The sequence below is a fragment of the Dolichospermum sp. LEGE 00246 genome, from assembly GCF_015207865.1.
Classification (GTDB): Bacteria; Cyanobacteriota; Cyanobacteriia; order Cyanobacteriales; family Nostocaceae; genus Dolichospermum; species Dolichospermum heterosporum.
In genome coordinates this window covers 1-2870 of the sequence record NZ_JADEWA010000583.1, presented here as the reverse complement: position 1 = coordinate 2870, position 2870 = coordinate 1, and the positions used below count along the sequence as shown (strand labels likewise).

Here is a 2870-nt window from a genome sequence, read left to right as displayed (position 1 = left end):
ACCTCTATTCAATTTGTTATTGTGATTTCTCTTTCTCAAATGCAGTCTTCAGGGTTTTGTGAATTTTAGATTTTAGATTTTAGATTTTGGATTGATAAGTCCAATCTAAAATCCAAAATCCAAAATCCAAAATCATCAGGCTTTCCTGGTGTCTATGGCGCGGTGGAACCACACTGATCCCTTCCCGAACTCAGAGGTGAAACGCTGCTGCGGCGACGATAGTTTGGGGGTAGCCCCACGTGAAAATAGCTCGATGCCAGGTCTATTATTCCATACAACAAAGCCTCCTCTATTTATTTAGAGGGGGTTTTGTTTAGTTTTCATAAAACTAAAAGTCACTAGGGCATAGGGCTTTAAAGCTCGGTCAATGTCTTCATGGAAGAGTCGCCGAGAAGCCCATAAATTATTTGAATCAGTATCACAGCTAGAAGATTTGTTAAATAAATTGCTAGTTTATTTTCTAACACTTTTTGGGATAATTCGCTTATCATTTTATTTGATTAGGTCATATTTACTATATATGACCCATTTTTTTTCCTACATTATGTATCTCTGGCTATGGAGAAACTCGTAATTGTTTATCGCCAACTACTTTACCCAAATTACTGCAACAGTTAGGTTTTAATCCGCGTTTAGTTGAAGTAGAATACAATGGCGAATATTAAGTAGTAAGACAGAATTAATTACACAATGTTATTGCGTTAGCGAGGCGTGGCGTTAGCCATATGGAACGAAGTGAAATGAGGCAATAGCGTTCGCGGAGCGTCCCGGAGGGAACTAGCGCTGCTGCAAGCAGTTCGCAAGGGTTGTGATTGCTTCCCTTCGCTCGCAATGACTGTAAATATTTTTTTCCAATTACTTACATAATCAATTTTGGACTGCAACTCAAATCAAAAATCGCGCACTTGGAAGTGGTCACCATCCTTGGTCGTGGTTAATTTAACAAACAAGAAGAACAAGATTCAGGACTATATAACCAGCGATGATAGGTCTTCCGTTTCGCTAATTCCCTACCTTGACGGCCAAGTTTTTCCCGAAGCTGTGAATCTTGACATAACCGATTAAAAGTTTGCAAAACCTCATAACCAGAATCGGGATTTACTAACAGGCCATTTTCTTCATGATGAACTGCATCTAAAACACTACCTAAACGAGAAGCAATTACAGGTTTGCCAAAATAACCAGCTTCTAAATAAACCATACCAAAATTATCTATGGTTTTATCTTCATAATTATCTGAGTTTAACATGGCGAAAATATCACAAGCTGCATAATAACCGGCTAAATCCCTTTCTGGCACATACCCTGCAAAATGTACCCGTTGATCAATTCGTAACCTTTCCGCTTGAGATTTTAGCTGGATTTCACAAGATCCTTCACCGCAAATAATGCAATGAACATCCACACCAAAATTTAGCAATACGGGAATATTATCTATTACCCGGTTAAAGTTTTTATATTTAACTAAATTACCCACAGAAAGAATAACTATCGCTGTTTCAGGAATATTATAAATCTGCCGGATACGATTACGTAAATCATCAATATGACTCAAACTAGTGGGATTGCCAAATCTTTCTGACCTCACTACCGGATTTATCACATGAGTGGGTGTATCTAGCCGAAAAGTATTTCTTAAAAAATTGCGAATATAAGAACTATTACAAACAATTCCATCAGCACGATTGAGAGTTAATTTTAATAGCCATCTCCATAACGGATTACTAGTTACACTTAGTAAATCATTACCATGTAAATAGATAAAAAAGCGAATTGGTAAAATATAACTGAGTAACAACAATGCCGGAAAATCATAGCCGTGACACCATTCAATGTAGCGGTAATGATAGCGAAAATATAATTTAATAGCTAATAAAAAAGCAGCAATAATATTAAAACCAGATTGGATTATATTTCCTAGCCAGTGATCACAGCAAGCCGGAAAATTAAGAAAATTAACCCAACGATAAACAGGAAATTGTTGGGATTTATCGAATTTCTTATCTCCAGCACAACTACCAGCTAAAACAATTACCCGATCTGGATCTTGTAAACAGCGATTATAGACATATTCACCAATTACAGCCTCGTTTGGGCGAAATATTCGGGAAATAACGAGGATATCTGGGTAAGCTGTTTTATGTCTAACTTGTGACCCTAGTTGTGATATATTTTCCATAATTAAGCTTGATAAATTAACTGGAATTAGGGTATTATCTTAAATTCAATAAAAAGCTGTTACTTCTGTTCGGTTGTAGCACTACTAAATTCTTGCTGAATTTTGCCGGATATAGAAATAAAGTTTTTAGATATTGCTGATTCAAAAAAAATGCAATACCTTTATTAAATTTGTGAGCATTCAGATTCAGTCAAAATAATAACGGATTTTAGAGTTGTCTGAGATTATTTTTATCAAATATTTCTCCTCTATATTCCCGACTTACCAAGTATTATGACTCCTGAATTGTTATTAAAATTATCAAACACCTGACTGACAAAACTACAAATTGTTACCCTATTTTACCGCTGATCATTGTCCGATTTGCCCAGGTTTACTAATGCTAGATAATTTACCTGCATAATTAAAGATAGTCATGATTTAGAGCTAATACTGCCAAGAGATTACTCAGAAACTGCTTGGAAAATTGTTAAATCTAACTATTTCCCTTAGAATACCCTAAATACTGGCTATTTTAGTGCCAAATCGCCAGAAAATATTAGTGATCTTGTAATCTGAGTCATAGCATTTACTTGCAAATAATGATTTAATAACCCTGATTATTTCTACCTTTGTTGATTAGGGGTATCAATCATTGCATTTAGCCCAGCTTAAATTTGAATACCTTTAAATGGTAATCGTAGATATATTT

At 35.3% G+C, this 2870-nt stretch carries 1 protein-coding gene, 1 rRNA gene and 1 pseudogene; 2 read left to right on the top strand and 1 reads right to left on the bottom strand.

Annotation, left to right across the window (positions count from 1 at the left end; genetic code table 11):
• Positions 1-144 precede the first annotated feature (144 nt).
• Both rrf and IQ228_RS26965 read left to right on the top strand, forming a co-directional pair.
• A 5S ribosomal RNA gene (gene rrf / locus IQ228_RS24290) occupies positions 145-262 on the top strand.
• Positions 263-548: 286 nt separating this feature from the next.
• A pseudogene (locus IQ228_RS26965) lies at positions 549-659 on the top strand (MoaD/ThiS family protein); the annotation flags it as partial.
• A 275-nt stretch (positions 660-934) separates the two neighbouring features.
• On the opposite strand, the gene IQ228_RS24285 reads toward IQ228_RS26965, so the two are convergent.
• Positions 935-2179, bottom strand: coding sequence for a glycosyltransferase family 4 protein (locus tag IQ228_RS24285; RefSeq protein WP_193964732.1), 1245 nt, complete (start codon positions 2177-2179; stop codon positions 935-937).
• Positions 2180-2870 lie beyond the last annotated feature (691 nt).